The sequence below is a fragment of the Collinsella sp. LCP21S3_A9 genome, from assembly GCF_052118785.1.
Taxonomy (GTDB): Bacteria; Actinomycetota; Coriobacteriia; order Coriobacteriales; family Coriobacteriaceae; genus Collinsella.
This window is the reverse complement of the sequence record NZ_JBQKGN010000038.1, coordinates 1-4,138: the sequence shown is the minus strand read 5'-3', so window position 1 is coordinate 4,138 and position 4,138 is coordinate 1. Positions and strand designations below refer to the sequence as shown.

General features: G+C 57.3%; 3 protein-coding genes. 2 read left to right on the top strand and 1 reads right to left on the bottom strand.

Going from position 1 to position 4,138, the window contains the following annotated elements:
* Positions 1 to 437 precede the first annotated feature (437 nt).
* Positions 438 to 1,067, bottom strand: coding sequence for a GntR family transcriptional regulator (locus tag ACTQ05_RS09340; RefSeq protein ID WP_441048862.1), 630 nt, complete (start codon positions 1,065 to 1,067; stop codon positions 438 to 440).
* 276 nt (positions 1,068 to 1,343) lie between these two features.
* Here ACTQ05_RS09340 and ACTQ05_RS09335 point away from each other — a divergent pair, with 276 nt between their 5' ends.
* A complete protein-coding gene (locus ACTQ05_RS09335; RefSeq protein WP_117583089.1) occupies positions 1,344 to 2,120 on the top strand; it encodes a dimethylarginine dimethylaminohydrolase family protein in 777 nt (258 codons plus the stop codon).
* A 109-nt stretch (positions 2,121 to 2,229) separates the two neighbouring features.
* Positions 2,230 to 3,693: a basic amino acid/polyamine antiporter gene (locus ACTQ05_RS09330; RefSeq protein ID WP_441048863.1), complete on the top strand. Its 1,464-nt coding sequence runs from the start codon at positions 2,230 to 2,232 to the stop codon at positions 3,691 to 3,693.
* Positions 3,694 to 4,138: the final 445 nt, after the last annotated feature.

Sequence of the window (4,138 nt, the reverse complement as noted above, 5' to 3'; positions counted from 1 at the left end):
CGGTGAGCCCGGCGCCGCGAAGCGCCCTGGCCCTCTCCACCATTCTCCTACTGTATGCCATGCGGACTCCGTTCCGGACCTCAACGGTCCAACTTTTTGTCCGCAGTCCCGCGACGATTCTGGGATGCATTTTCCGCAAGATGCCTCAACCGGAAAACGCATCCCGTTTCGGGCGTGAATTCCGGGATGCGATTTCCCCAAGGGGCCCCATTGGGAAGCTGCATCCCAGAATTCGCCCGGATAGTGGGACACGGTTTCCGGAAGGGTGTCGTTTGAGAAGCTGCGGCCCGGAGTCCCGCCGTTTGGTTGCTCCGCATCCTACTTATTGGCGCAAAGTAACCTGCTCCCATTGCACCAATGATCCCTTGGTGACGGAGGGAAATGAATCATTTTGAGCGGCGGTGCCAAGAATTGGTCCGCTACCGCCCGCTGCTTTCCTACCAAACGGTGAACTGGGCGTTCTCCGTGTTCCAATGGACATCGCGTACGTAATCGCGCACGCCCGCCGCGTCCCGCGCTTCGAACAGTTCAAGAATATGGGCATGTTCGGCATTGGCTTTATCGAGCAGCTTGCACGCCGTCTCTTGATCGACAGTCTCGTAATCGCGTTTGATAAAGCAGCGCTCGAGCTGCGCAATCATATCGCGTAGACGATCGTTGCCGCAGCGGTTGAAGTACGTCAGATGAAAGTCTCGCTGAATGTCGTCGTACTTTCGGATAAGACCGCCTTGGATCGCAAGGTCCATGGACCCAACCAAAAACTTCAGCTGCATGATGTCCTCTTTGGTCAGGAGGGGACAGGCGAGGTATGCCGCCTGCCCATCGAGCGGCCCCATAATCTCAAAGACTTCAACGGCGTTTTGTTGATCGAACCCACGGACACGGAATCCGCGACGGGGGAGATTGTCCAGGTAGCCATCGCTTGCCAGCTGAATGAGCGCCTCGCGAACCGGCGTGCGCGACACGCCCATGGCATCGCAGATCGCTTGCTCGCTCACGCGGTCGCCAGCCGAAAGCTCGCCGGCATCTATGCGGCTCGAAATATAGTCGTATACATGATCCTTCAAGGGTCTTCTGAGCGTTTCCATGAGCTTGTGTTCCTCAACTGTATATTTTCAAAATTAAATACGTTTCGCTTGAATAGCTCAGTTGAATTATAGAACGACCAGTTAAATCGCGCTACTTTGCGCCGATAGGTGAGAATACGCTTACCGATGAATACCTACCGTTCAGGATTGTATACAATATACAAAATAGGAAAACCGCCTTAAGATAAAGCCATCGAAAGGAAGGCGGGCGCAAAGAAGTCCCGCTCTCTGCTAAGAGATCCAAGGAGGATCATCATGACCAAGTTCAGCCACGTCATCATCCGTCGTCCCGGCAAGTCCCTGAGCAATGGCATCACGAGTGCCCCCGAGCTTGGCCAGCCCATCTACGAGCGTGCCATCGAGGAGCACTACGATTACGAGCATGCGCTCGAGCAGTGCGGCGTTGACGTGTCGGTGCTGCCGGCGCTCGAGCAGTATCCCGACAGCTGCTTTGTCGAGGATCCGGCCGTCATCACTCGCTGCGGCGCCATCATTACCAACCCCGGTGCCGACAGCCGCAACGGCGAGAAGGACGAGATCGAACCAGCCGTCCGTCGCTTCTTTGACGACGAGCATGTCAAGCACATCGTTTCTCCGGGTACGCTCGACGGCGGCGACGTCATGATGGTCGGCGACCATTTCTACGTCGGTCGCTCCGCTCGCACCAACGAAGAGGGCATCCGCCAGTTCTGTGAGATTCTCGAGGGCTGGGGTCTCGAGGGTTCCGAGGTTCCGCTGGAGGAGGTCCTACACCTCAAGACGGGCGTCAACTACATCGAGGACAACAACATGCTCGTTTCCGGTGAGTTTATCGATAAACCCGACTTTGCCCAGTACAACAAGATCGTCGTGCCCGAGGACGAGGCTTACGGCGCCAACTGCATCTGGGTCAACGGTACGGTCATCGTCGCCGAGGGCTATCCGACCGTGCTCAAGGCCGTGCAGGATCTGGGCTACAAGACGCTCGTCGTCGATACCTCCGAGTATCGCAAGGTCGACGGCGGCCTTTCTTGCCTGTCGCTGCGCTTCTAACGCGATAGCTGTAACAGTCTGATGATCGCTTGACCGATGGCCCGGCACCCGATTCGGGACGTCCGGGTCATCTTTCGTTCGATCACATGATGAAGGGGGTGCACATACAATGGCCTCTAAAGTTCAAAACGACGAGATTATCGACCCTAATGGCCTCGATCTCTTTCGTCTGACCATGATGGTCATTACCGCCAGTATTTGTGGCGGTATCTTTTCGCTTGCCGGCGATATGGCAGCAGGCGGGGCAAATACCGGTGCGGTTATCGTCTCGTGGGGAATTTGCTTTATCGGCGTCTTTGCGCTGATGATGGTGTTCAACGGTTTGTCTCAGGCTCGTCCCGACCTGACCGGCGGCATCTATGCATACGCTGCGGCTGGTTTTGGCGATTACATTGGATTCAACTCCGCCTGGGGCTACTGGATCAGCGCATGTCTTTCCAACGTGAGCTTTGCGCTCTTGCTGTTTAGCGCGCTGGGCTATTTCTTCCCTGCGTTTGGCGCGGGCAACAACCTGCTTTCCATCGTCTGCGCCAGCGCGTTTTTGTGGTTCCTTACCGTCCTTGTGCTTCGTGGCGTTAAGGAGGCTGCGGGCATTAACACTATCGTCACGTTGGCGAAGCTGGTGCCGCTGGGGCTCTTTGTGCTGAGCATCGTGCTCCTGGGTAAGTTCAACGTCGATATCTTTATGGACAACTTCTGGGGAGAGCCGGCTGGTCCTGGCTTTGGCGAGCAGGTTGTCTCGACCATGATCGCCCTTGTCTGGGTCTTCACGGGCATCGAGGGCGCTGTCGTTATCTCGGGCCGTGCAAAGTACGTGCGTGACGTCGGCCGCTCGACGGCGCTCGGATTTGCGGCTGTATTTACGCTGTATCTGATCATCTCGATGCTGTCACTCGGCATTATGCCGCGCGAGGAGATGGCGCAGCTCGCAACGCCCTCCATGGCGGGAATTCTCGAGTGCGCAATCGGTCCGGTTGGCGCTGCCATCGTAAACCTTGGCGTTATCCTTTCGCTGGTCGGCGCGCTGCTGGGCTATGTCATCATTGCGTCCGAGACGCCGTTCGAGGCGGCGCGCCAGGGATCCTTCCCTCTGGCGTTTGCCAAGACGAACAAGCACGACGCCCCGGTGGTAACGGTTCTTGTGAGCTCCGGCATCACGCAGCTCTTCTTGATCGTGTCGTATGTGGCGGCGAGCACCTACCAGTTCTTCTATAGCTGCGCAGTCAACACGATTCTGGTTCCGTATGTCTGCTCGGCTGCCTATTACATGGTGATTGGCTGGAAGAACGAGCATCTGGACGGGCCGCATGCGCCCAGCGTCGGCAAAGCCCGCTTCTTCGGTACGCTCGGCTTCATCTACACATTGTTCCTGGTGTGGTCGACGGGTCTTCAGGGCGTTATGATCACGACGATTCTTTTTGCTCCGGCCATTCCCGTCTATATGTTGGGCGAGCGAGGTCGCGGTAAGCCGGTGCTTCCGCATCTGCACGACAAGCTGATCGCAGCGGTGGTCATTATCGTAGCAATCATTTCGCTGTATCTGCACTTTGCCGGCATTGCGCCGATTGTCTAGGACTTCGGTAAGCTTCATCGCTTGGTAAGCCGACTGAGGCATCGCGTGCCGGTGCCGTTCGGTAATCCATAACTGACGTGGGCCTCTGTAACGTACCTTTGTGAGCGCCCACTAAACCCGCGCAGGTGACTACGGTTGCCTGCGCGGGTTTTTGCAGTTGTGGTGAAATGCTGCCGGCAGCTGGGGACGTTCCTATTGCTGGCACTCTGGGACACTCCTTGGATGATCCGCATACAACGGAGGAAAGCGGATGATTTTGACGAGGGGCGGGCGGCTGTTTCGGTCCTCGGGGAAACCACGTCCCGTTTCGGGCACAGATTCCGGGTCGCAGTTTGGGACTGCGGACGATTTCTTGGACCGTTACGTGGCCCTTCCCAGCGCGGCGCGGAACTCGGCCGGCGTGCGGCCGCCGAGCGCATCGCTGCGCCTCTCCGTATTGTATCGG

Bases quoted from the DNA above. Each gene is read 5' to 3' on its own strand.
- ACTQ05_RS09335 (WP_117583089.1), top strand. From the start codon at position 1,344: ATGACCAAGTTCAGCCACGTCATCATCCGTCGTCCCGGCAAGTCCCTG.
- ACTQ05_RS09330 (WP_441048863.1), top strand. From the start codon at position 2,230: ATGGCCTCTAAAGTTCAAAACGACGAGATTATCGACCCTAATGGCCTC.